The sequence below is a fragment of the Vibrio sp. 10N.222.54.A3 genome (assembly GCF_041474095.1).
GTDB lineage: Bacteria > Pseudomonadota > Gammaproteobacteria > Enterobacterales > Vibrionaceae > Vibrio > Vibrio crassostreae_C.
In genome coordinates this window covers 1-23,773 of the sequence record NZ_JBFRTN010000045.1, presented here as the reverse complement: position 1 = coordinate 23,773, position 23,773 = coordinate 1, and the positions used below count along the sequence as shown (strand labels likewise).

General features: G+C 44.9%; 24 protein-coding genes. 13 read left to right on the top strand and 11 right to left on the bottom strand.

The annotated features are described in order from the left end of the window. Positions 1-126: 126 nt before the first annotated feature. The 3 genes from AB4507_RS11015 to AB4507_RS11005 all read left to right on the top strand — a co-directional run bounded on the left by AB4507_RS11015 (position 127) and on the right by AB4507_RS11005 (position 3,581). Entirely contained in the window at positions 127-1,743 is a 1,617-nt protein-coding gene (locus AB4507_RS11015; protein WP_137002277.1) for a methyl-accepting chemotaxis protein, read from the top strand. 177 nt (positions 1,744-1,920) lie between these two features. Then, entirely contained in the window at positions 1,921-2,619 is a 699-nt protein-coding gene (locus tag AB4507_RS11010) for a TIGR01621 family pseudouridine synthase (protein WP_017060318.1), read from the top strand. 8 nt (positions 2,620-2,627) lie between these two features. Next, the gene (locus AB4507_RS11005; RefSeq protein ID WP_017068057.1) at positions 2,628-3,581 is read left to right on the top strand and encodes a class I SAM-dependent methyltransferase; all 954 of its coding nucleotides are present in this window, start codon (positions 2,628-2,630) and stop codon (positions 3,579-3,581) included. Positions 3,582-3,674: 93 nt separating this feature from the next. Here AB4507_RS11005 and AB4507_RS11000 read toward each other — a convergent pair whose 3' ends face one another. From AB4507_RS11000 to AB4507_RS10980, 5 genes are all read right to left on the bottom strand, one after another. Further along, positions 3,675-4,292, bottom strand: a complete 618-nt coding sequence (locus AB4507_RS11000) for a CDP-alcohol phosphatidyltransferase family protein (protein WP_372182670.1) — start codon at positions 4,290-4,292, stop codon at positions 3,675-3,677. Further along, positions 4,282-4,932 (bottom strand): ATP-binding cassette domain-containing protein, encoded by a 651-nt coding sequence (locus AB4507_RS10995; RefSeq protein ID WP_017065359.1) that lies wholly within the window; start codon positions 4,930-4,932, stop codon positions 4,282-4,284. Before AB4507_RS10995 ends, AB4507_RS11000 begins: the two co-directional genes overlap by 11 nt. Next, positions 4,898-6,598: an ABC transporter permease gene (locus tag AB4507_RS10990; RefSeq protein WP_017060322.1), complete on the bottom strand. Its 1,701-nt coding sequence runs from the start codon at positions 6,596-6,598 to the stop codon at positions 4,898-4,900. The genes AB4507_RS10995 and AB4507_RS10990 overlap by 35 nt, the downstream gene beginning before the upstream one ends. A gap of 5 nt (positions 6,599-6,603) precedes the next feature. After that, positions 6,604-7,770 carry an ABC transporter substrate-binding protein gene (locus AB4507_RS10985; RefSeq protein ID WP_372182668.1) on the bottom strand — a complete coding sequence of 389 codons (1,167 nt, stop codon included), beginning with the start codon at positions 7,768-7,770 and terminating at the stop codon, positions 6,604-6,606. Between the two features lie 395 nt (positions 7,771-8,165). After that, on the bottom strand, positions 8,166-8,612 hold the full coding sequence (locus tag AB4507_RS10980; RefSeq protein WP_004734625.1) for an META domain-containing protein: 447 nt from the start codon (positions 8,610-8,612) through the stop codon (positions 8,166-8,168). 188 nt (positions 8,613-8,800) lie between these two features. On the opposite strand from AB4507_RS10980, the gene AB4507_RS10975 reads away from it, so the two are divergent. Beyond that, the gene (locus AB4507_RS10975; RefSeq protein ID WP_017060324.1) at positions 8,801-9,064 is read left to right on the top strand and encodes a DUF1289 domain-containing protein; all 264 of its coding nucleotides are present in this window, start codon (positions 8,801-8,803) and stop codon (positions 9,062-9,064) included. Positions 9,065-9,173: 109 nt separating this feature from the next. Further along, positions 9,174-9,341 (top strand): hypothetical protein, encoded by a 168-nt coding sequence (locus AB4507_RS10970; RefSeq protein ID WP_017060325.1) that lies wholly within the window; start codon positions 9,174-9,176, stop codon positions 9,339-9,341. Positions 9,342-9,398: 57 nt separating this feature from the next. Here the strand turns inward: AB4507_RS10970 and AB4507_RS10965 are convergent, their stop codons facing one another. The 3 genes from AB4507_RS10965 to AB4507_RS10955 form a co-directional block, all read right to left on the bottom strand. After that, positions 9,399-9,701, bottom strand: a complete 303-nt coding sequence (locus AB4507_RS10965) for a thiamine-binding protein (protein WP_017065764.1) — start codon at positions 9,699-9,701, stop codon at positions 9,399-9,401. Between the two features lie 127 nt (positions 9,702-9,828). Then, positions 9,829-10,050 (bottom strand): hypothetical protein, encoded by a 222-nt coding sequence (locus AB4507_RS10960; protein ID WP_017057116.1) that lies wholly within the window; start codon positions 10,048-10,050, stop codon positions 9,829-9,831. Between the two features lie 253 nt (positions 10,051-10,303). Beyond that, a complete protein-coding gene (locus AB4507_RS10955; RefSeq protein ID WP_371725014.1) occupies positions 10,304-11,542 on the bottom strand; it encodes a DEAD/DEAH box helicase in 1,239 nt (412 codons plus the stop codon). Between the two features lie 209 nt (positions 11,543-11,751). Here AB4507_RS10955 and AB4507_RS10950 point away from each other — a divergent pair, with 209 nt between their 5' ends. After that, on the top strand, positions 11,752-12,378 hold the full coding sequence (locus tag AB4507_RS10950) for a LysE family translocator (protein WP_017060328.1): 627 nt from the start codon (positions 11,752-11,754) through the stop codon (positions 12,376-12,378). A 267-nt stretch (positions 12,379-12,645) separates the two neighbouring features. Further along, positions 12,646-13,002 carry a hypothetical protein gene (locus AB4507_RS10945; RefSeq protein ID WP_017060329.1) on the top strand — a complete coding sequence of 119 codons (357 nt, stop codon included), beginning with the start codon at positions 12,646-12,648 and terminating at the stop codon, positions 13,000-13,002. Positions 13,003-13,145: 143 nt separating this feature from the next. Here the strand turns inward: AB4507_RS10945 and AB4507_RS10940 are convergent, their stop codons facing one another. Then, on the bottom strand, positions 13,146-14,270 hold the full coding sequence (locus AB4507_RS10940; protein WP_017060330.1) for a M14-type cytosolic carboxypeptidase: 1,125 nt from the start codon (positions 14,268-14,270) through the stop codon (positions 13,146-13,148). A 137-nt stretch (positions 14,271-14,407) separates the two neighbouring features. Continuing rightward, the gene (locus AB4507_RS10935; RefSeq protein ID WP_372182666.1) at positions 14,408-14,683 is read right to left on the bottom strand and encodes a nitrogenase-stabilizing/protective protein NifW; all 276 of its coding nucleotides are present in this window, start codon (positions 14,681-14,683) and stop codon (positions 14,408-14,410) included. A gap of 307 nt (positions 14,684-14,990) precedes the next feature. On the opposite strand from AB4507_RS10935, the gene AB4507_RS10930 reads away from it, so the two are divergent. The 3 genes from AB4507_RS10930 to AB4507_RS10920 all read left to right on the top strand — a co-directional run bounded on the left by AB4507_RS10930 (position 14,991) and on the right by AB4507_RS10920 (position 18,909). Continuing rightward, entirely contained in the window at positions 14,991-16,085 is a 1,095-nt protein-coding gene (locus AB4507_RS10930) for a NapC/NirT family cytochrome c (protein WP_017060332.1), read from the top strand. A gap of 22 nt (positions 16,086-16,107) precedes the next feature. After that, on the top strand, positions 16,108-18,555 hold the full coding sequence (locus tag AB4507_RS10925; RefSeq protein WP_017071931.1) for a molybdopterin guanine dinucleotide-containing S/N-oxide reductase: 2,448 nt from the start codon (positions 16,108-16,110) through the stop codon (positions 18,553-18,555). 141 nt (positions 18,556-18,696) lie between these two features. After that, a complete protein-coding gene (locus tag AB4507_RS10920; protein ID WP_017068050.1) occupies positions 18,697-18,909 on the top strand; it encodes a TIGR02450 family Trp-rich protein in 213 nt (70 codons plus the stop codon). Between the two features lie 40 nt (positions 18,910-18,949). Here the strand turns inward: AB4507_RS10920 and AB4507_RS10915 are convergent, their stop codons facing one another. Next, positions 18,950-19,687 (bottom strand): HAD-IIB family hydrolase, encoded by a 738-nt coding sequence (locus AB4507_RS10915; RefSeq protein ID WP_050053016.1) that lies wholly within the window; start codon positions 19,685-19,687, stop codon positions 18,950-18,952. Between the two features lie 639 nt (positions 19,688-20,326). Here AB4507_RS10915 and proV point away from each other — a divergent pair. Genes proV through proX form a run of 3 tightly spaced genes read left to right on the top strand, consistent with a single transcriptional unit; the run spans position 20,327 to position 23,612 of the window. Further along, positions 20,327-21,514, top strand: a complete 1,188-nt coding sequence (gene proV, locus AB4507_RS10910) for a glycine betaine/L-proline ABC transporter ATP-binding protein ProV (RefSeq protein ID WP_372182665.1) — start codon at positions 20,327-20,329, stop codon at positions 21,512-21,514. Between the two features lie 3 nt (positions 21,515-21,517). Next, positions 21,518-22,612, top strand: coding sequence for a glycine betaine/L-proline ABC transporter permease ProW (proW, locus tag AB4507_RS10905; protein WP_372182664.1), 1,095 nt, complete (start codon positions 21,518-21,520; stop codon positions 22,610-22,612). Continuing rightward, the gene (gene proX, locus AB4507_RS10900) at positions 22,605-23,612 is read left to right on the top strand and encodes a glycine betaine/L-proline ABC transporter substrate-binding protein ProX (protein WP_004734648.1); all 1,008 of its coding nucleotides are present in this window, start codon (positions 22,605-22,607) and stop codon (positions 23,610-23,612) included. Before proW ends, proX begins: the two co-directional genes overlap by 8 nt. Positions 23,613-23,773: the final 161 nt, after the last annotated feature.

Here is a 23,773-nt window from a genome sequence, read left to right as displayed (position 1 = left end):
CTCCTCCTACTCGATTCTGGAACTTAATTATCTAAGAAAAATAACCATTAAAGGTATCCGTCTGATAGCCGATATAAATGGAACGAATAGCTGTTAGAGCTATATTTTGATTTAGGTAGGTGTTGTTTGAAATTGTCAGTGAGAAAGAAACTGTATGCCGGTTTTGGCTCTATATTGGCGGTGCTTGTCACGTTAGTCGGTATTGTATGGATGGAAGTTATTGGCGCTCATAAGAGCGCCGATGAGATTAGATTAGATGATGTACCGGGTACCGTTACCTACCTTGTTTTGATCGATGAAGCTGGAGATGTCTATCGAGATGCTCTGGGTGCAATCACTCTGGTCGATAATGCACTCAATGATTATCGAACCAACAAGAACGAATTTGCTCAAGCTATCGAGCAGGCTAAGCGTTTGGAGAGTAGAGGTTCGGAAGACCACCGCCGTATTCAGCGAATTGAAGACCTGATGGGGCGTTTCACTCAAGAGTTTGAATCAAAGCTTGTGCCGAAGATCAATGATGAAGCTGCGCTACTAGCCAATATTCAACAGCTACGATCTTTGTATGAGAGCAATCTTATCCCTATTGAGAACTTACTGGATCAAGCGTCAGCAAGTGAGCGCGCAGATACAGAACAGTCACTACTGACACTAACCGACACGTTTACTACCATCGAGCGCACCATCATGGTGTTGTCTGCTATTGCGATTGTCTTTGGTTGTGTGATTGCGTATCTATTGTCTAGCTCTATTACCAATCGTCTTACTCGTGTAGAACAAGTAGCACGACGTGTAGCAAATGGTGACCTAACGGCAGGCGACATTATTGATGATTCTGGTGATGAATTGGCTGAACTGGCTAAGTCGATTAACCAGATGCAGAAATCACTAGTAGACCTATTAGGTTCAATCTCGTCTGTGACTCACCAAGTCCAATCGGTGACAGGGGAGCTCTCTTCTATTAGCCAAGACATCGTTACTGGTGCATCAGCTCAAGCAGACAAAGCTAACTTGATTGCAACGGCTGCTGAAGAGCTAAGCTTGACCATTTCTGAAGTGGCGCAGCAAGGTACTTCAACTTATGAAGAAGCACGTCGCTCAGAAACCTCTGCAGAAGATGGCCGCAACGTGATTGTTGAGATGGTGGCGAGTATTCAACAAGTGTCGACTCAAATGAGCGATATGTCGTTGCAAATGAATACTCTAGGTTCTCACGGTGAGCAGATTGGTAGCGTTATCAAGGTAATCGAAGACATTGCTGAGCAAACTAACCTGTTAGCTCTTAACGCTGCGATTGAGGCTGCGCGTGCTGGCGAGTTTGGTCGTGGTTTTGCTGTGGTAGCCGATGAAGTGCGAGCGCTAGCAGAAAGAACAACCAAAGCGACACGAGAAGTCTCGGGCATCATTCAATCGATTCAATCGGGCACTCAAGAAGCGGTGACTTACACTCAAGATAACTGTCGTTTAGTTGAGATTGGTGTTGAGCAAAGCTCAGGTGCTGTTTCGGCTCTAGAAGCGATTGTGAGCGGTGCGGGCAATGTACAAAGCATGGTTAACTCTATTGCGACTGCGGCAGAAGAACAGACGGCTGTGACCAAAGAAATTGCAGCGGACATTACCGCGATTAGCGATATCTCTGAGCAATCTCTGCAGCTAGCAACTCGTAGCTCCGAAAATACATCAGGCTTGAACGCTAAGGTTGCTGAGCTAGAAGCATTAGTTGGTAAGTTTAAACTGGCGTAAAGCGGTAGCTTGGTTCTATTTACCTATTGGTAATCGAGTAAAGACCACGCACTGATCGCTAGTTGCTGAAAAGAAGCCCAACGATTCAATATTTATTGAGTGAGTTGGGCTTTTTCGTAGCTGGAATCTGGGTTCAGACGAGGTATACTCTACGTTCTACAATGGAGCTAGCCTTTAATGTTCGATATTCTTCTGAACCACTCTGATTTTTTACTTATCAATAAGCACCCTGGAGTCAGCGTCCACAAAGACGATGGCGATACCATGTTGCTTCAAGAAGTTGCTAAGGCAATTAATGAGCCTAAGCTGTATCTCGTTCATCGACTAGATAAAATGACTTCGGGCATTCTGCTGCTGGCAAAAAATGCGTCGGCGGCGAGCGAGCTTTCACAGCTATTTGCAAAGCGTGAAGTAGAGAAATACTACCTTGCGATCGGTTCTAAGAAGCCAAAGAAAAAGCAGGGTTTGATTTCTGGGGATATGGAGCGCTCACGACGCTCAAGTTGGAAACTTCTGACATCCAAAGAGAACCCTGCGATTACTCAGTTTTTATCAGCAACGGCTGAACCCGGTGAGCGTCTGCTGTTATGCAAACCCTATACGGGGCGAACTCACCAGATCCGTGTCGCGATGAAGTCGATCGGCTCAGCCATTGTTGGTGACCCTATTTATAATCCATCGAGTGAGGCTGACAGAGGTTATCTGCATGCCTTCGCGATTCGATTTGCCTATCAATCACAAGCCTACGAATATGTCTGCGATCCAAGAAGCCTAAACTCCTTGGGTGAGAAGTGGCATCAAGAAACCGTGTCGAACGGTTTGGACAGTTGGCTTGAACCTTGGTCATTAACTTGGCCAAAGCTAAACACTAAGTGAGTGAAATAATGGAAGCATCAGCTTTACCTCTGTTTTTTAGTCATATTGAACAGCAACTTAATGAAGTACCAAACGAACTACGCCGTATTTTCCACGGGCGCGGTAAGTTTTGGCCTGGTCTAGAGCAACTGACATGTGACTGGGTTGATGGACAGCTACTGGTTAACGTGTTTAAAGAAGTCGACGATGAATTCTTGTCATCTCTTAAAGCTGGATTGGTTGAACTCACCAACAAAGATATCTGGCAATCAAAGCAGGGCACAAGCATTGTTCTGCAACACCGTTATGCCGATGGTGCGCCTTCAGAGGTTCTATGGGGTGAGTTGAATGACTCTCCGGTTGTGGTTGAGCATGGCCTTAAGTACCAATTAGACATTGGCCGTAATCAGAACTTCGGTTTGTTCCTAGACATGCGTAATGGTCGTCAGTGGGTACAAGATAATGCCAAGGATAAGAACGTTCTTAACCTGTTTGCATACACTTGTGGTTTCTCTGTCGCGGCTATCGCTGGTGGCGCTCGTCAATGCATGAACGTGGACATGTCACGTGGCTCGCTAAACAAAGGTCGCGATAACCACCGTCTGAATGAACACGATATGCGCTCGGTTAACTTCCTTGGCTACGATATCTTTAAGTCGTGGGGGAAAATCAAGAAGGGCGGTCCTTACGAGCTCGTTATCATCGATCCACCTTCGTTCCAAAAAGGCAGCTTTGCTCTAACCAAAGATTACAAAAAAATCTTACGTCGTTTGCCTGAACTTCTAACTGAAGGCGGTGAAGTGATTGCGTGTGTGAACTCACCAGCAGTATCACCAAACTTCCTGATTGAGACGATGGCAGAAGAAGCACCAAGCGTTGAGTTCATTGAGCGTCTGGACAACCCGCCTGAGTTTGTCGATGTCGACCTTGATTCAAGCCTAAAGGTATTGAGGTTTAAAATCACGGCTTCAGCTGAAGCTTGATGTCATGATTTAGCGGGCATTATCCATACTAATATAGAAAACGCCGCTCACAATGAGCGGCGTTTTTATAGGTGCAAGAAACTAACTCATTTATTAACTAGCTTGGTTTTTTAGTGTCTGAAAACCAAAATAAATACGCATGAACGTGGTTAGCCAACAAGCTGCACCAAAGGTGTAAGCGATAACTGCAAAGTGTTGAGGCCAAATACAGAACGCGATGAAACAGGCGATGGTTTCAGTGCCTTCGGTTAGCCCTGACATGTAGTACAGAGACTTATGCTTATAGACTGGGTTTTCAATGCCTCGCTTGCCTGCCATAACCGCAAACGCTAAAAAGCTGCTGCCTGTGCCGATAAAAGAGAAGATCAAAAACGCACCGGCAATGGCGTTGTGTTCTGGGTTGGCAATGACAAATCCAAAAGGGACCAGCGAGTAGAATAGGAAATCTAGGCTGATATCGAGGAAACCGCCCGCATCACTAATGCCTTGGATTCGAGCCAAGGCTCCATCAAGCCCATCACATACTCTATTAAACACAATGAAGCCTAACGCCCACTCATATTGTTGAAATGCCAACGCTGGAAACGCTAAACACCCAATCAGAAATCCGAATAACGTGGTTTGATTGGCCGTGATACCCAATTGGTTTAGTAACTTAGCAGACTGATTTAATGGCCACTTAATGACCTTAATGGAGTACTTATCCAGCATGGTTACTTCTCCATGGCCAAGACAGTACTTCTGCCCCTTGAGGTACATCGGCTTCGTCGTGCGTGACCATTAATGTAGGGATATTCGCTTTGGTCAGCTGTTCGAAGACCCAATCGCGAAATTGTGCTCTGAGCTCTTGGTCTAACTTACTGAACGGTTCGTCAAGCAGGGCGAGTTTAGGCTTGGCTAACAACATACGAGTCAAGCTTATTCTTGCGCGTTGACCGCCGGATATTTGATCCGGGAAAGATTCAGCTAAGTGAGTTAGCTCTATGTCTTTTAGTGCAGCCATTGCTTGTTTTTGGCGAGCGGAACCTTTAACAGAGTTCGGTAACGAAAAGGCCAAGTTTTCCCATACTTTGAGGTGCGGAAACAACAAGTCATCTTGAAACAAAATACCGACTTCACGCTGATGTGATGGAAGCTCGTCGAGCTGAATATTGTTCAACACAACGGTGCCAGAGTACGAAAACTCTTCACTTAAGTGACCAGCAATCGCATCCAGTAAGGTCGACTTTCCGCAGCCACTCGGCCCCATCAAAGCCAGTATTTGGCCAGATTCTAATGTGACGTTTAGCGCTGAGAACAGCGAATCTCCATCGGTTTTACGGATGGCGAGGTCGTTGAGGTACAGACTCATTACTTAGGAAACCTTTAAAAGTAAGACGGCGATATCTGAGTTGAAGTCGGCTGACTAATATCGCTAAAGAGAAAAAGAACAGAGGCAATAGGGCCTGCCAAATGGCATAGATTGCTGTCACCCTGCGGTCGAAACCACTGGTAAGTGCAACGGCTTCTGTGGTGATCGTGCTAATACGGCCCGCGCCGAGCATTAATGTTGGAAGGTATTGGGCCAAACTCACGCTGATCCCGACTGCCCAAGCAAACGCAATCGCAGGAAGCAAGATTGGTAGTTTGATCGAATACCAACTCTGAAATGGCGATTTACCTAGGCTCAGCGAGGCTTTAATCAACCCATCATTGAAGCTTTTCCAAGGGCCATCCAAAGACAGATACACGAACGGGAAAGCAAAGAAAACATGCGCCCAAATCACCCAGAACTCATAGGCACTACTGCCGATGTAGAGGGTCGTGACTTGCATACCAAACAACACTGAAAGCTGTGGTATTAGCATTGGAATAGCGATAATGAAGCCCGGAACTTGCCACTTGTATTTGATTCTGTATTCGTGAGCCACCAGCGCAAGCAACAAAGCGACTGAAGCGGCAATCAGACCAATCCATAAGCTTTGACCCACAGTACTCATGATGGCATCCCACTCGAACTCCCAGAAGCGCATGCTGTAGCGGCTCGGCAGTAAATCAGGGAAGCGCCAACGCTGAGCAACGCTCCAAATTACCATTAAAGGAATGATCAGCAGTGAAAGGCTAGCAAGGACAGTGAATACCGTTTTCCCCGGAAGGTTTGCCCCTGTTCTTCCGGAATACTGCCAAGTTCGAAAGTACTTAAGAACCGCCCATTCAACTAAACGCGCCAAGGCGATGATCAACGAAGCTAAACCAAACAAAACGATGGCACCAGCAGCAGCTCGCGGAAGTAGGTTAAGATCCGGATCGTTGAACCATTGCCATACCAAAACGGCAAAGGTCGGCGGGTTGGTTGGGCCTATGATCAAAGCAATATCGACAACCGAGACACTGTAAGCGAGTACCGCCAGCATTGGGAAACGAAGCTTGGTAAACCATTGTGGGAAAATACATTTCCACCAGATCTGAGCGCGGCTGTAACCGAGCGATGCACTGACCTTGGTGATACGCTCTACATCAATTTGCTGAAGTATCGAAATGCTCATCAGCAATAAGAAGGGGACTTCTTTGAGTGCGAGCATAATAATTAAGCCGAACGCGTATGGGTCTTTCACCAATAACGCCAATTCAGAGCTGGTAGCCGATTCGCCGAGCAAGTGATGTACCGCTCTTGCGCCAAGCCCCGTTGGACTAAACAGAAAAGCAAAGCCGATAGCGAAAGCTACATGTGGAATGGCAAGCATTGGCGATAGCGTAAACTCAATCTTTCTCCAAAACTTGTTTCCCCAAGAGGCTTGAAGAATACAAAAGGTCAGGAAGCAGGCTATATAGCTGCTTGCAATTGCTGAACCTAGGCTTAAGCCAATAGAGTGCCAAGCCCCTTCCCATTGAAAGACTTGGCTAAAACCGTTGAGTGTCGGCTCCTCTAAACCAAGGGGCGGGATGAAACTCAGTGACGAAGCCACGACTCCCGCTACCCCAGGAATGGTCGGGATAATGCATACAGCTATAACAACAAAATATAGAGCGCGTAGCATGAAGACTAGTTACCGTATCGCTTAAGCCACTCTTTCTCGAGCGCGTTTTGCCAGCTAGGGTGTGGTTCATCAACCGATTTAAATTGCTGGGTGTTTTTAGCGCTGCCAGTCAGGTATTTGCTGCTCAGAACCGAAGGATCGCCCCAAACATTGAGGTCACCCTTGCGAGACTGTGCTTCCGGGCTCAATAAGAAGTTAATGGTCACTTGAGCACCTGCGGTTGCATTGGCATTCCAAGGAATCGCCAGGAAGTGAATGTTAGATAGAGCGCCGCTTTCTAGAGCATAAGCCTTAGTGGTTTCGGCTAAGCGACCACTGGCTTGTGCTGAATAAACAGAGTTTGGATTAAACGTAATCGCGAGATCGATCTGTCCGTCATCCAGAAGTTGAATGCTTTCAGATGTACCTGCAGGAAATTGCTTTCCGCCTCTCCATGCCACTTTATGGAATTTATCTAAGTAAGCCCACAGTGGTTCCGTAACGTCTTGGAAGGTATCTTCTGAAACGGGTTTAGCAAGCGCAGGACTGTTGTTTGTTAGCTCAATCAGTAGAGACTTAATGAAGCTCGTACCATGAAACTCTGGTGGGCGCGGGTAGCTTAAGCGATTCGGGAATGCCTGAGCGTAGCTTAACATCTCAGAGAATGATTGTGGCGGGTTGTGAAGTGTTTCTTGGTCATGAACGAACACCAGTTGTCCCACGCCCCAAGGTGCCTCCAAGCCTTCTGTTGGCTCCGAGAAATCGACATCGATCGGCAAAGACTTATCCACGTACTGCCAGTTTGGAAGTGTTTGAGTGAATGGTCCAAACAACAAGGCATTTTCTTTCATTGAACGGAAATTCTCGCCGTTAATCCAGACGATATCGACACTGCCTTCAGTGTTCTTTCCTGCCGCCTTTTCTGCGAGTAAGCGAGTGGTAGTTTCTGCAATATCGGTTACTTTCACATGTTTTAAGGTAACACCGTACTCACTTTGTAATTTCTTGCCCGCCCACTGTAGGTAACGATTGATTTCTTGGCTACCGCCCCAAGCGTGAAAGTAGACATTTTGTCCCTCTGCCTGCTGTTCGATTTGGTTCCAGCTGTCGATGGATGTTGCTTCATCAGCATAAATGGTTGCGCTGTATGCAACGGTTGCCATGATTCCTAACGTACTTACTATCTTGTTCATAAACTTTTCCATTTGGTAGTGAACGGGTAAGAGCATTGTTATTTAGAACTCCCTAACAGTTATTCTATCTGTTTCTGAAATAAATTCTAATTCAACAGTAAATTCAATCAATTACTTGAGAACAAGCAGGAAGGGCGTGTTGATTTTTTTGGTTAAACTTTGTTCGATGTGCGATCGTCTCGAAAGCTCGACAGACTCTAGGCTCTTACCATCCTAGCAATAGACCGATAAACCAGTGAATTTATTGCATCTAAATGAGAGATATTTGAGGTTTATTGGAGGTTGGTACGAAAAGTAGGCGATGAGTGTTAATTTTGAAGGTGTTGTGAGGGTAAGCAGGCAATAAAAAAGGAGCCATGAAGGCTCCTTTAATCAATATCTATTTCGAGAACGGATTAGTTTACCCAATCACGAATTGTGTACGTTAGCGTGTGTACATCGTTTTTCAGTACTAGCGTATCGTTTGTTAGGGTTACGTCGCTCCACTCGCTTAGAGTAGCAGAAACCGATTGTTCGATTTCCATCGCAGAGCCGTGACACATTTTCATTGTCATGCCCATTTGCTTGATACGGAATTGACCGTCTTTCAGCTCGCCTTGACCGAAGAAGTTGTTACAACCAGCCATGCCGTTTGCAGTCATCTTTTCGCCGATCTCTAGACGAGGAGCTGCTTGGTCTTCGCTTTTCACAATGTCCTTGCCATCAATTTGCGCAAGTTCCCAATTATGGTGCTGTAGATCGGTTGGTGTTACTTGCATCGCGTTGTCACCTGTTGTTGTGCATGCTGCTAGCATCATAGGTAAAGCGGCTACTGCTAGTAATTTTTTTGAACTAAACTTCATATTATAAGGCTCCAAAGGAAAGAACGAAGTTACCGGATAAGTGTAACTTGATGGGTTCAAAGTATAGTTTACAAAACACTATATGTGTCAGTATAAGGTCATAGTTTAGTATGGATTTCATGAGCCAGGCGACAAATTAATCGCTTATTTTTGAGAGAGTAAGCGTAATTTTGAATGTGTAAGGAGGCATGGTGGAGCAGTTAGAGTTTTTCCAAGTTCCAAGCCCTTGCGTTGGGGTTTGTTCAAGCGATGACAAAGGCTATTGCAACGGTTGTATGCGCAAGAGAGAAGAGCGCTTTAATTGGATGTCGATGACACCGTCAGAACAATTGCACGTGATAAAGCTGTGTCGTCAGCGCTATAGAAGAAAAATAATGAATCAAAAAAACTTGATTGGTAAGCAGGTCGATGAAGAGGGAAATACCAGTCCCCAAAGAGATCTTTTTGGCTAAAGAGGAAGTATTTAGATTTTATTTAACTCCGAAGTAACTATTACTTTACATAATGGTTGGGGTGTAATATTAAAGTAGGTACCTTTGTACCTGAAGGAGTGGTGTCGGTATGAATAAAAAGAACGTAAAAATCAAAAAAGAGCCAGTCAAAGCACTTGACCGAAAACCGATCGGGGCAAAAGATGACCCTGAAGAGACTCCGCGTGATTGGCATTCGATGTCAGAAGAAGAACGAATGGAAATCCTTTCTCACCTCTCAGACATGCCTTTCCAATAACACCACTGGTTCTTCAGAGCCTTTCTTAAAGCTCAGTTTTCAGAAACAAAAATGTGATTAAACAAACATGTGATTCGCTTTCGTTACACCACGATGGTACGTGCAAAATGTATCATCGGCCTCGGTGGTTTTACTGTGAATCTTAATGTTTGTGATCACTTCTACCGCCCCTGCATCGTAGCAAGCTTGTTCTGCTTTTTTAACGATATCGAGTAATTGGTTGAGTTCACCTTTCATCGTAGTTTCCATCGCACCGACTTGGAAAGGCACATCGGCAGCTTTCACAACTTCAATGGCTTTATCAACCACTTCGAAGTTGTTGCCTTCTTTAACGCGAGGTATCACTTGGAAGGCAACCATCACTTCTTTTTCTCTTTTTAACTCAGACACTTTCTGCTTACTCTAGGATAGGGAATTGTTGCAGATGATAGGTTAATTCGGAGACGAATTCTACAGCGATTATGCTGGTTGGATTACTCTCTTTGTCCTACTTGTTACCCCAGTGGTCACTTACCCAACCACCTATGTGCTCATCAAAATGACTGCCACTGAACCTCTGGTTGCGTTCAACCGAAGTATCACAATCATCTTTATTATCTATTAGGGTTTGTATGTAGTTTGCCATCGGGTCATTGGAACGTTGACGATCTCGGCGAGTTGCCACTTCCTTAATCAGTTGTAATCGATATGTAGAGCTAGCACGTTTCATTTCAATGACCTCCTGTTGTAGACACTAATAGAAAAATCTAGTTGCTAGATATAGGGGCGTCAACGTGATTTAAGAGTATTTTTTTTGAGCAACCAAGAATCAATACGTTGGCATCATAATTCACAAAAGTGTCATTTAAGTTGGCAACTTTAGGGAAGTTTTTGGGTGTGAATTTGTATTTTGTTGCATATAAAAAAGCCCAGTACAAACTGAGCTGACCATTCTATTTCTGGTTACTTAGAGTTATTTCTGGTTACTTAGAGCTATTTGGTTTGCTTTTAAATTGCTTAATGCTTTTCTTTTTAGCTGTTCTTCGATTGGCCATTTTATCTTTAGGTGGACGCTTGCGAGCGGTCGTTTCAGATGCAGGTTTGTCGGTAACCGGGAAACCCTCTAATGGTTGCAGCACTAACGGCTTATTGGTCAAGGTGCGAATCGCATTGAGGTAGTCAGTTTCGCTGTGGCTAACCAGAGAGACCGCGCAGCCAGTACTTCCTGCTCTTGCTGTACGACCAACGCGGTGTACGTAAGTTGCTGAGTGAGAAGGTAATTCGAAGTTAATTACGACAGGTAACTGATCAATATGAATGCCTCTAGCCATCACGTCTGTCGCGATAAGCACACGAGTCTCGCCATTTTTGAAACTTTCTAATGCTTGCTCTCGTTCTTCTTGGCTCTTATTTCCATGTAACGCACTCACACTGATTTTGGCTTTATTCAATCGTTTGGTTAATGCATCGGCATTGTCTTTTGCGCCAATAAATACCAATACTTGCGGCCATGTGTGTTGATTGAGTAGTGCGATGAGCGCTTGAGCTTTACTGCCTTTGTTCACTAAATACAGGGTTTCTTCAATAGTCGCGACCACGCTGTTTTCTTGATGTGTCGTGACTTTAACTGGATTTAAAAGAAGCTCTTCAGCTTGCCCTACTAATTCGGGCGGAAGTGTCGCAGAGAACAACAGTGACTGACGTTTGCTCGGTAGTGCTGAAGTAATCGCTTGAACATCTGGCCAAAAGCCCATGTCGATCAGGCGGTCGGCTTCATCAAGAACCAATGATGAACACTGAGCGACATCCAGTTCATCACTTTTGATTAAAGCAAGTAAGCGGCCCGGTGTGGCGATGGCTAATTGTGGTTTAGTCGATAATTGTTGCTGTTGATCATCAGTATTTACGCCGCCCGTTAGCGTTACCAATTTGATATCAAGCGCTGTTGCGATCGGCTCTAAAGATTTGGTCACTTGAGATGCAAGTTCACGGGTTGGAACAATGATCAGTGCTTGCAGTTCATTCACATCTTGGTTGATGTTATTCAGTAACGGTAAGCCAAACGCCAATGTTTTACCGCTGCCCGTTTGAGCCAATGCAAGTACGTCTTTCCCCGCAATAATGGTAGGAATTACCGCTTGCTGTATCTCTGTTGGCTTATTGAATTGAGATGGGAGCGCGGAGACGGTTTTTGCGTTAAGGGTTAGGCTAGCAAATGACATAAATGAACCAAGTATCAAAAGGGAGGTGGAGTCTATCAGGGCTACAAATGTTAGAGAATCAGTTTTGTATGTTAGACGATAAACACATTCATTATACGCGCGAATCATGTCTGTTAGCTATACGCGATAATTAAGCGTTTATCATATTGTAATGGCACTGAATGGACGTACAATGTCCGCCCTAAAAATGTTCATGAAATGAGATCGAAATGAGTTGGGACAGTATCTGGCTGTTTATCGTTATCGTGTTTTTTATTGCCATTATCCCGGGCCCAAATGCGCTGTTGGTATTAAGCACAGCCTTAACTCAAAGGAAGCTGTTCGCATTTGTGAACGTGTTGGGCGTGTCATGTGGTTTCTTTTTTCATGCCTTTATCTCGGCTAACGGCATAAGCTTATTACTGTCGAACACTCCCATGGCCTTTGAAGGGCTAAAGTGGGCTGGGGTTTTGTATCTTGTCTGGCTTGGGTATAACCATTTTCGTGCGGCGCTGCGCGCTCAAGAGGGCGTGCTCTCTGTGGTCAGTGCATCGGGAAGTAAGCTTTATAAGCAATTTTTCAAAGGGCTTCTCACTAATCTACTGAATCCTAAAATTGTCCTGTTTTATCTTTCTATATTCCCTCAATTTGTTTCAACAGATGCGATTGTGACAGACAGTTTGATACTTGGTGCAATTCAAGCGTCAGTGGTGTCGATGTGGTTCTTAGTTGTGATCTTAATGGCGGATACCTTTAAGCGCTTGTTAGTTCAAAAGCGCACCTCGCAAATGATGAACATTGTGTGTGGGATTCTATTCGTGGGCTTCAGCATTCAGTTGGCATTGTTTCAGCTTTAGGGTGCGATGCGAAGAATTGGGTTTTTAGCTATTGGTTCAGTTCATTTCCGGCTTAGTTCTCGTTTCCATCTTAGTTTTCATTTCCGATTCAGTTCTCATTTTTTACTGAATGCTAAGCAATCAGTGTTTCTCTGTATAAATCTCTAAAGCATTAGCTCGGGAAGTCGATATAATTATTAGCTATCAATTTGGTGAATGTGTTTATTTGAGACCAATTGAAGCTACAGCCTATTGCTTGACCGAAATAACAGAGACAGGGAGTCACCAATGCGTGAAGATTCATTCACCCAGAAACGCAAATATTACCGCTTAAAGTACCCTCAAAAGGCTCGTCCGGTGATGCGAATTAAGGATGAGCTTTTTCATGTCAGCGAAGTTTCTGAAAAGGGTGTACGCCTGATGATGCGTAACATCATTCCGGTTTATCGTGGCTTTTCAATGGCCGGCACCTTGAGGTTGCATGACAACAACAGTATCGATATTAGCGGTGCTGTATTGCGACAAGAAGGTGACGAAGTGATCGTTCAGTTATCACAAGGTCCGAGCTTCAAAGATATGGTGTCTGAACAACGCCACATTAGGCAAAGATACCCAGTGTTTTTTGCTAGCCTCAGAGTGGCATAGAAAGCTTTTAAAGTTAGATTCACTCATCCAAGCCGATATTAAAAAGCCCAGCACTTTCACAAGTGCTGGGCTTTGTTCTATCTATAGCCCAGATTCTTATAAACCAAAGGCGATACAGGTAAAGCTAATGAGCTTAGTTCGCCTTATAGCTCGTCTACTGTAGCCCAAACTGCGGCTAGCATATCGTGACCAAACGCGACACTTCGTTCTGGAGACCAGCCGTAAAGTTCGTCAGCGTGACTGATGTGATCTTTAAATGGCATCTCGACGGTGTAAGCCAAACACTTGAATTGCTCACCAATCCAGTTTGTGCCAACTGTCATGTTTGCTTTGCCTGGTTCGTCTTTATCGTAACCAAATTCATCTTGGAACTCTGGCGTGATAGTGAGCAGTGCTTGCTTGAAGTGGCTCTCTAGCTTCGCGATGCGCTCGTTGTAAGAAGGTGTGCCTTCGCTACCTGCTACAAAGTTATATGGAATCGCTTCGTCGCCGTGAATATCTAGACACAGGTCAACGCCCGTTTCCAGCATACGCTCGCGAACAAGGAATACCTCTGGGCTGCGTTCCATAGAAGGTGATTGCCATTCGCGGTTCAGGTTTACGCCAATCGCGTTAGTACGCAGGTGACCGCGGATGCTGCCATCTGGGTTCATGTTTGGTACAACTCTGAACACAACGCTGTCTAGAAGAGAGCGACCAACCGTATCTGTTTCATCAAGTAGGCGTTGTAGCAGGCCTTCGATCAGCCATTCAGCCATCGTCTCGCCAGGGTGTTGGCGACCAATAACCCAGATGTTTTTCTTCTCTTCACTTGGCTCGCCGATGGTTAGCAAAGTGATGTCGTTGTTGTCTAGCGTCTGACCTAGAGTTTCAAGCTTACAAGCAGGGTGCGTTTGAGCATTGTGCAGAAGATCTTGGTGACGATCGTATGAGTACGGCGCGAAGTACGCGAAGTACATTGAATCGTGTTCAGGGATGATATCGAAGCTTAATGTATCGCCATCGAACTGAGATGGGATACGGAACCACTCTTCACGGTCATACGATGCAACTACATCGTAATCTTTCCAGCCTTCAGGGTAGGCAGATGTTGCCAATTGACCGATTTCAAAGTGGTGAGATTGTTGAGCTTCACTTTCTAAGCGGAAGTGAAACCACTGAGAGATTTCAGTTTGGTAGTCTGCTGGGATCGTCAGTTGAATGTTTTGTGGTGAATCTGCTGAAACGACGTGAATGTTGCCGCTTTCGAAATTGCTGAAAATTTTCATTGTAGTTTTTATCTCGTAGTTGAGTTGCCGTAAGACTAGCACACTTTTTTTCGAGCAAACCACTAACTAAATCGTAATGAGATGTTATTTCAATTCTCTATTTTTTGTTATCTACGTTTAAGCTTTCTGATTTTGAACTAGCGGCATTGACAAGTCGTACAACCACGACAGGCAGAACGTGTGTAACGATCCAGCTTACTGCGTTGCACCTTACAATAGGCATTTTTCAGCGCTCTTCTTCCAGAAAACCAATCATCCGGTTTTGACAGGATCAGATAACCATTAAAGCGTTTCACAAGCTCGACTCTATTTTGGTTGATGAACTTGCTATCAAACCCAATTTCGAAGTAATCAAGCGCTTGTTCAATCGAGGTGAAACTCGCCATTTTTTGTTGGAATTCTGTTTGGTTCATTGAGTGAGGAGTTTATGAAAAATAGATAGCCAATATTGTAATAGATTTACAATTTACTTCTTTGACTTAGAAAGCCGTTTTGTCTCGTTGATGTTGGATTAATCAATAATGAATATTTAACCGCTGCTTCTTATTTGGTGGGTGATTGTATCTGGTGGGGAATAATTTCGTGAAGTGACCTTGGGTTCTCATAAAGGTTCAATTTTTGTTCCTCAGAATGCGATTTATGATCCAAATCAAACTGATCTACCCCTAAAGTACTATTCTGATCTTAATTGTAACCAATTGTTGAAGATGATTAAGAATTATGACAATAAAAAAACGTTATATCGCACTAATAGCGGCGGTTGGTATAGGTATTGGTTGGTTAACCTTAGGGGGAACTGCAGCCGTTATGCACTATACATCGAGCACTGAGTTTTGTGTTTCTTGTCACACAATGGAAGCACCCCACAAAGAATACCAAGGTTCTGTACACTTCAGTAACGCAAAAGGCATTCGAGCTGAATGTGCCGATTGCCACATTCCAACTGATCCGATTGACTACGTGATCACCAAAGTAAGAGCGTCCAAAGACATCTACCACGAATTTATTTCAGGTAAGATAGACACGCCTGAGAAATATGAAGCACACCGTGAAGAGATGGCTGAGACAGTTTGGGCTCAATTCCGCGAGAATGACTCAGCGACTTGTCGCTCTTGTCACGAATTCGATGCAATGGAAGAGTTCGAGCAATCTCGTGATGCAGCAAAAATGCATGCTTATGGTCGTGAAAATAACCAAACGTGTATCGATTGTCACAAAGGCGTTGCACATTTTGCTCCTGAAGCTCAGCTAGATAGCAAAGCGTTCGATACCCTGATCGCATTTACGAAAAACACGCCAGCAGATGCGAAAGTGGTTTACCCAGTAACCGATATCGCAATGGGTGACTTCGGCAGTGTAAACCCAACAGCAGAACTGCAAGTGGTCAAGGCTGAAGGCGACAACCGTACTGTGACTTTGAATGCATTCCAAATGAAAGGTGCAGAGCAAGTGCTTTACTTCGGTGAAGGCCAACGTGCAATCGTTGCGACATTGACAGACAAAGGTCAAGAAGCACTGACTACTGGTGACTATAAAGCCGATGCTTACGGTAACGAGTGGCGTTCAGTTGCGCTAACGGGTGATATCACTTCTCCAGTTGTCGATAAACTAGACCCAATCTGGTCTTACGCAGAAGAGTTGGACAACGTTTACTGTGCAACGTGTCACGCGAAAATTCCTTCAAACCACTTCACTGTGAATGCTTGGGGACCTGTTGCGAAAAGTATGGGCGACCGTACAGACATTTCTGAGCAAAACCTTGAGCTGCTGACTAAGTACTTCCAAAACCACGCGAAAGACGTTGTTGGTCACTAAAGAGAATTAGAAGGATAAAATTATGACTAATATGACACGTCGTGGATTTATGAAAGGCACAGGTATTACAGCTGGTGCGTTGGCATTCACATCTTTGACGCCGATGAGCGCAATTGCTTCGGACAAACGTGGTTCTGGTGTTCTAACATCAGGTCGTATGGGACCAATGCTGTGTGAAGTGAAAGATGGCAAGTTAGTGTCGACGACGAATGCACTGGCACAAACGGTTCCAAATAGCCTGCAGACCACAGGCCCTGATCAAGTACACACCAAAGCGCGTGTTAAGTACCCTATGGTTCGTAAAGGCTACTTGGCTAACCCATCTGCACCTGAAGGTGTACGTGGTAGTGATGAATTTGTTCGTATCTCTTGGGATGAAGTGTACAAATTGATTCACCAACAACACTCACGTATTCGTCAAGAGCACGGTGCGGAATCTGTATTCGCAGGCTCTTATGGCTGGCGTTCAAGTGGTGTTCTGCACAAAGCGCAAACGCTTCTACAACGTTACATGAGCATGGCTGGTGGTTACTCTGGTCACTTAGGTGATTACTCAACAGGTGCTGCGCAAGTTATCATGCCGCACGTTGTGGGTTCGATTGAGGTGTATGAACAGCAGACGACTTACCCAGTTATCCTTGAGCACAGTGATGTGGTGGTACTTTGGGGCCTAAACCCAATTAACACCTTGAAGATCGCTTGGAGCTCAACCGACTGTGCAGGTCTTGAGTTCTTCCACCAGTTGAAGAAGTCGGGCAAGACAGTGATTGCGATTGACCCAATGCGCTCTGAGACTATCGAGTTTTTTGGTGACAACGCAGAGTGGATTGCTCCTCACCCAATGACTGACGTAGCCATGATGATGGGTATCGCACACACGTTAGTGAAACAGGGCAAGCACGATAAAGAATTCTTGGGTAAATACACAACAGGTTACGACGTATTCGAAGCTTACTTGATGGGTAAGGAAGACGGCGTAGAAAAATCTGCTGAGTGGGCGTCTGAGATCTGTGGTGTGCCAGTGAAGCAGCTTGAGCTACTTGCGGATATCTTCAGTAAGAACCGTACTATGCTGATGTCTGGCTGGGGTATGCAGCGTCAACAATACGGTGAACAACGTCACTGGATGTTGGTTACGCTAGCGACAATGCTAGGTCAAGTTGGCTTGCCTGGTGGTGGTTTCGGTCTTTCTTACCACTACTCAAACGGTGGTAACCCTGCTCGTGATGCAGGCGTACTTCCTGCGATTTCAGCGTCACTTGGCGGTGGTTCTTCGGCGGGTAACGATTGGGCTGTTTCAGGATCTGTGAACGCATTCCCTGTAGCGCGTATTGTTGAAGCGCTAGAAAACCCGGGTTCAAGCTACCATCACAATGGTCACAACCTAACGTTCCCAGAGATCAAAATGATCTGGTGGGCAGGCGGTGCGAACTTTACTCACCACCAAGATACCAACCGCTTGATCAAAGCTTGGCAAAAGCCTGAGCTGATTGTTATCTCAGAACCTTACTGGACAGCAGCAGCTAAGCACGCGGATATTGTTCTGCCAATTACTACATCGTTTGAACGTAATGATATGACGATGACGGGTGACTACAGTAACCAACACTTAGTGCCAATGAAGAAAGTGGTTGAGCCACAAGGTGAAGCTCGTAACGATTTCGATGTATTTGCGGACATGTCTGAGTTACTTGCTCCGGGTGGTCGTGATGTGTACACCGAAGGCAAGACCGAGATGGAATGGCTGTATGGTTTCTACAAAACCGCACAGCAAGGTGGTCGTGGTCAGCGTATCGTAATGCCTAACTTCAGCAAGTTCTGGGAAGATAATCAGTTGATCGAGATGAAGTGGAACGAGAAGAACGCACAGTTTGTTCGTTACGCTGATTTTCGTGAGAACCCAATCATGAACCCACTAGGTACACCAAGTGGCAAGTTCGAGATATTCTCAAGAACCATTGAAGGTTACCAACTAGATGATTGCCCTGCACACCCAACTTGGTTAGAACCAACAGAGTACACAGGCAACGCTAAAGATGGCGAACTGCAACTGATGACAGCGCACGCCGCGCACCGTCTGCATAGCCAGTTCAACTACGCGAAGATCCGCGAAGAGTATGCGATTGCAGACCGTGAGCCGATTTCAATTCACCCTGAAGATGCGAAAGCTCGAGGCATTAAAACGGGTGACTTGGTTCGTGCACATAATGGTCGTGGACAAGTATTGGTGGGTGCATTAGTGACGGATGGCATCAAACAAGGCTCTGTATGTATCCATGAAGGCGGTTGGCCTGATTTAGATAAAGAGACAGGCCTATGTAAAAACGGTGGCTGTAACGTGCTTACGTTAGATATCCCGACTTCTCGTTTGGCGAATGGCTGTGCTGCAAACTCTGCGCTTGTGAAGATTGAAAAATACACAGGTCCAGTATTAGAACTCACGGCATTTGATCCACCTAAAAACGGCTAATCTTTAACAAGTAATAGCTAACTGAATGAAGCCAGCCTAATCGCTGGCTTTTTTTGATCCTTTTCTTGCGACGAAGACTATTACTCAGTGTCGGCTAGACAATCCATAATAATCAATGACATCTAAGCGAGAAATAAACTCATGAATCGAATCAATCCAAAGAAACTACTTCGCAGTAAATGGACGGCCGTTAGCCCTGTAAAGAAAGAAAAACACTTTATGGTCACAGAGGTAGAGTTTGAAGAAGGGGAGGTCATTCGTTGTTTGATAGAAGCGGTGATGACCAAACGAGAGGAAGACATCAACTGGCGGGATCTCACCGACAAGGATCATTGGCTTCCCGGTTGGAAATAAGGATAGCAAGTAGGGAGCAGTCGGTCACCTCTACTTATTTCTAATTACCCGCTGCTGCACGCCCTTGCCAGTATTTAAGGCCTTCTAAGACACCCTCAGCATGTGTTGCTCTACTCGTGTATACGTTGTCTCTATCCGATAGGTGAGCAACCTCTGGGTAATGGTTAGCAACCAGTATCGAGTTTACGCCTTCAATGGTGAGCATTGAGGTGTCGTTAGCTGAATCACCTGCGACACACACTTCTGCAACGCTCAAATCGTGTTGTTCGAGTAGGTGGTGAATCGCAGTCGCCTTGTTAACGCCTTTTGGTGTGATATCTAAGTACCAATCATGAGAGTAAGTCAGGTGAACATCTAATCCGTGCATCTCCAAGCTAGATTCAATCAGTTCGTGTTGAGGCTCTGAAAGCTTTCCTTCAAAGGTGATCTTGTAATCGCCTTGATGGTTCTCTATCCGCTCACCCATAAAATCAAGGGGGGCGAGAGCCGTCTCTACCTTTGATTTGTTCCAAGAAGCTTCCAGTTGGTTATGCCAAACATGGTCTGGTTTTTGGGAATGAACATGATGAATTTTGGTGCCCACATCGCTAATAATACTGTGTGGTTTCGGGTAGTTATCCGATTCTAAACCCATTCGAATCGAAGGTAATGTTCTTCCTGTCGCGATGATAAAGCGAATATCAGGTTGTTCTGTGAGGTAATCAAATAGCTGGTTAACACCGTGAGATGAGCCTCCATCAAGCGTACCGTCAAAGTCACACACCAACATTTTTATCATTCGAATTCCTTGTCTTTTTCTCTATTTCGTCACGGGAAAATGCTTATTTCTTTTATAAAGAATGGCTCAGCAATGAGCACTCTACAAGTTGAAGTTCAGCTTAGATAATCACCAATTGACAGTTTGCAGCAAGTATCACAGTTGGTGTGACGTATTAAAATTCTTGGTTGAAAAGGTTGATTTCAACTCGCTGACTTTAGCCGGTTGACCTTTGGTTTTTAGGTAGAGATTGAGAGTTGATCTTATATTTTTTACCGAGCGAACTTTCGCCTCGGAAACATCATGAAAGCTTAATAAATGATTCGTACTCGAATTGTTTGTGCACGAACTAATTATGGCTTTTGTTGGTTCATTCAGCCTATTAATCACTCTAATGTAAAATTAATATTCAATAATCTACGACTACGTAATACATAATATTGGCCGTACGCTTATCTAATTTATCCCTTTTATTATCAGTAGCTTGCTTTGTTTTTGCTTATTTTTGGTCTTGTTGTTGCTGGTCTGGTTTCAGTCTGTTGCCTTGTTTTACCGAACGAAGAACCTTGATTTACACGTGTCAATTACTTAGAGTGCTAATTGTTTTTCGGGTTTAAATAACCAATTTAAGTTTAAATAACTGAGAAAGGATTAGATTACATGGATCCCATACTGGAAGTTAAGGGACTGTACAAGGTGTTTGGTGAAGACACCGACCGTGCTTTTACAATGATTAATGAAGGCGCAAATAAAGATAAAGTTTTCGAAGAAACAGGGCTAACGATCGGCGTTAACGATGTTTCTCTTAGTATCCAAGAAGGCGAGATTTTCGTCATAATGGGACTGTCAGGATCTGGCAAATCAACCCTAGTACGCCTTCTTAACCGCTTGATCGAACCAACCAAAGGCAATGTGCTTCTTCGAGGCAAAGACATTGCCCACATCTCAGAAGATGAACTCCGCGAAGTTCGCCGCAACAACATCTCGATGGTTTTCCAAAATTTCGCTTTGATGCCGCATATGACGGTCATCGAGAATGCCGCATTTGGTCTAGAGCTTGCGGGTGTTGAAGTTGAGCAACGAAAGCAGTCAGCACTTGAAGCACTTGAACGTGTTGGCCTTGGCGCATATTCAGAATCTTACCCAGATGAACTATCTGGTGGTATGAAGCAGCGTGTTGGTTTGGCTCGTGCACTAGCATGTGACCCAGATATCTTGTTGATGGACGAAGCGTTCTCGGCGCTCGATCCTTTGATTCGTACTGAAATGCAAGATGAGCTTATTCGCCTTCAAAATGACGATAAACGAACCATTGTTTTTATCTCGCATGATTTGGATGAAGCGATGCGTATCGGTGACCGAATTGCGATTATGCAAAATGGCGAAGTGGTTCAAGTAGGTACTCCAGACGATATTCTTAATAACCCAGCCAACGATTATGTCGAAGCCTTCTTCCGCGGTGTGAACGTAGTAAGCGTGCTTACTGTGAAAGACATTGCGCGTAAGAAGCCAGCTGCGGTATTTAAAAAATCAGAACACGATGGCCCGGCGTCCGCTCTACAAATTTTGATGGATAACGACCGCGAATACGGCATCGTAGTTGAGAAGAGCAGCCGTTACTCCGGTATTGTCTCTATCGACTCGCTTCGTAAAGCTCACAAAGAGAACAAATCACTCGTCAGCGCGCAGCTCGATGATGGATTAACGCTGAACCCTGATTTACCAATCAATGATGTGCTTGGCCTAGTTGGTGGTGTGCCTTACTCAGTGCCTGTTGTGGATGAGCAAGGTAATTACTTTGGCGTGGTGACTAAGTCACGACTGTTACAAACATTGGATAAGGGGTAGATCATGTCGTCTGAACAAACAAATAATGACCCATGGTCTCAATCGGCTCCTCCAGCTCAACCTGCAAGTGATCCTTGGGGTCAATCCGCTGATACCTCACCGTCAGCGGATTGGTTAAGCAGCGAAACCGTTGAAACGACACCTTTTGATCCACTTAACCCTTTTGCAGAGGCTGTGCTGCCTGTTGACACTTGGGTTGAGTCTGGACTGAATTGGTTAGTTGAGCACGGACGCCCATTATTCCAGGCAATCCGTGTGCCTATCGATTTTATCCTAAGTTCATTTGAAACGGCGTTGGTGTCTACGCCAGCACCATTCATGTTGATCATCTTGTTTCTAGTGGCATGGCAGTTTTCAAACTTGAAGCTTGGCGTTGCAACGGCCGTATCTTTGACTTTCATTGGCTTGATTGGCGCTTGGTCTGAAGCAATGACCACATTGTCACTGGTCATGACATCCGTATTCTTCTGCCTATTGATTGGCTTACCCATGGGGATATGGCTCGCTCGAAGTAACACGGCGGCTAAATTCGTGCGCCCAATTTTGGATGCTATGCAAACCACACCAGCCTTCGTTTATTTAGTACCGATCGTCATGTTGTTTGGTATCGGTAACGTTCCGGGTGTCGTGGTGACCATCATATTCGCACTTCCTCCTGTTGTTCGTTTGACCATCTTGGGTATTCAGCAAGTTCCGGAAGAATTGATCGAAGCGGGTCACTCATTCGGTGCAAGCAAAAAGCAGATGCTTTACCGAATTCAACTGCCACTTGCATTACCAACTATCATGGCGGGCGTGAACCAAACACTGATGTTGTCGTTATCGATGGTGGTTATCGCATCAATGATTGCGGTAGGTGGTTTAGGTCAAATGGTACTGAGAGGTATTGGCCGTTTGGATATGGGACTGGCCGCTGTTGGTGGTTTAGGCATCGTTATTCTAGCAATCCTGCTTGACCGCATTACTCAAGTTCTCGGGGTAAATGCAGGTAATACAAAATTACGCTGGTACCACATGGGCCCTGTTTCTCTTGTGCTCAATGCAATAAATCGCGGTAACAAATCAGAACTACAATTAAGGAAAAACACCAATGAATAATTCATGGAAGAGCAAACTTGCAGTTAGCATCGTTTCTACATTAGCAGTATCAACGAACGTGTGGGCAGCAAGCTTACCGGGTGAAGGTGTATCAGTTCAGCCAGTTCAATCGTCTGTAGCGGAAGAAACATTCCAAACGTTGATTGTTAACCGCGCCCTTGAAGAGCTTGGCTACGACGTGAAATCTACGCAAGAAGTGGATTACAACGTAGGTTACACCTCTATCGCAAAAGGTGACGCGACGTTCCTAACCGTAGGTTGGTTCCCGCTTCATGCTGATAAATACAAAATGGCGGGCGGCGATGACAAATTCTACCGCGAAGGCCAATATGTAAGCGGTGCCGCTCAAGGTTACCTAATTGATAAGAAAACGGCTGAAAAATACAACATCACTAACATTGGTCAACTGACGGATCCGAAAATCGCGAAGCTGTTTGATGCGGACGGTGATGGCAAAGCAGACCTTACAGGCTGTAACCCAGGTTGGGGTTGTGAGATGGTGATTGAACACCAACTTTCGGCATTCAAATTGGACGATACGGTGACTCACAACCAAGGTAACTACGCGGCAATCATTGCAGACACGATTTCTCGTTACCAAAAGGGTGAATCAATCCTTTATTACACGTGGACACCTTACTGGGTAAGTGGCGTATTGGTGCCTAACGAAGATGTAGTTTGGTTAGAAGTACCTTTCTCAGCACTTCCTGGCGAGCGTTCGAATGTGGACACGACGTTATCTAACGGCAAAAACTACGGCTTCGAAATGAACTCAATGCGCATTATTGCGAACAAAGAGTTTGCTAAGAACAACCCATCAGCAGCGAAGCTTTTCGAAATCATCAAACTTAACATCAATGATGTAAGTGCTCAGAACATGATGATGAGTAAAGGTAAGAACAGCTCTGCGGATATCGAAGCGCACGTAAACGGTTGGATCAAAGCGAACCAAAGCACGTTCGATGGTTGGATTACAGAAGCGAAGAAAGCCGCTCTGTAACTTTGACTTGTATTTGCTCTGTCTGACTAGACATTTTGATTTGAAATGATGAGCGTGTTGAGTGATTGTGTAGAGTCACTGAATCACCTTCAAATGAAGTGAAAAGGCGACAGAGTCAAACATTAAAAAGCCAGCAGTCCATTTGAAGTGACCCCGTAAAG